1 protein-coding gene is annotated in these 778 nt (G+C 61.1%); it reads right to left on the bottom strand.

The genetic code is table 11. The annotated features are described in order from the left end of the window. A partial coding sequence (gene ehuB, locus AC0L2Z_RS35365) for an ectoine/hydroxyectoine ABC transporter substrate-binding protein EhuB (RefSeq protein ID WP_473630640.1) occupies positions 1-765 on the bottom strand: 765 nt, incomplete at its 3' end. Between the last annotated feature and the right edge of the window lie 13 nt (positions 766-778).

The raw sequence follows: 778 nt of genomic DNA, 5'->3' as shown, positions 1-778 counted from the left end.
GACCGACGCCATCATCTCGTCGGAACCGATATAGTCTTTCAGCGCGGCGTTGAAGGCATCGACCTCCGCCTGCTGGTTGGGCATGAACGCGAGGCCCGAATAATAGTTGTTACCGACCGGGACCAGATCGACGCTATCGTCTTTGTCAGTGAACTCCTTCATGGTGAAGTAAGCGCCCGAACCCGCAGCGGCACGGCCGGCCTTCACCGCCTGCAGGATTTCCGCCGGGCCGGCGACCTGCATGATCTTGTCGTCGGGGACGCCGAGTTTGCGCATGAGCTCGATTTCGCTGTAGCCCGCGCCGGTGACGAAGGTGAGGCCCTTGTCGTGTACATCCTGATAGGAGTGCAGGTTTTCCGGATTGCCAGCCGGAACAATCAGCGCGTCGGTGGCCTTGACGATCGGTTCGGTGAACAGCACGTTACGGCAGCGCTCCGGCAGGATGTACATGCCGCCCGTGATGATGTCGAAGCGACCCGCCTGCAGGCCGGGAATGAGCGAGCCCCATTCGGTCACGACCGGCTCGACCTTGGTCGTGCCCAGCTTCTTCAGCATGTCGATCGTCATCGCATTGACAAAGCCGAGCGGCTCGTTGTTCTGGCCGGGATAGGCCCAGGGAACCTCGTTGGAGAAGCCGACACGGACCGTCTCTCCGTTCTTGATCTTCTCCAGCAGCGACTGCGCCGAAGTCGAACCGGCAACCGAGGCGGTTGCCATCGCCGCTATGCCAAGTGCAGCCATTCCCCTCAGGATTGCACGTCTCAAGGGACTATTCCTG

Source organism: Mesorhizobium sp. WSM4850 (assembly GCF_055811735.1).
This window is presented reverse-complemented; position numbering and strand designations above follow the sequence as displayed.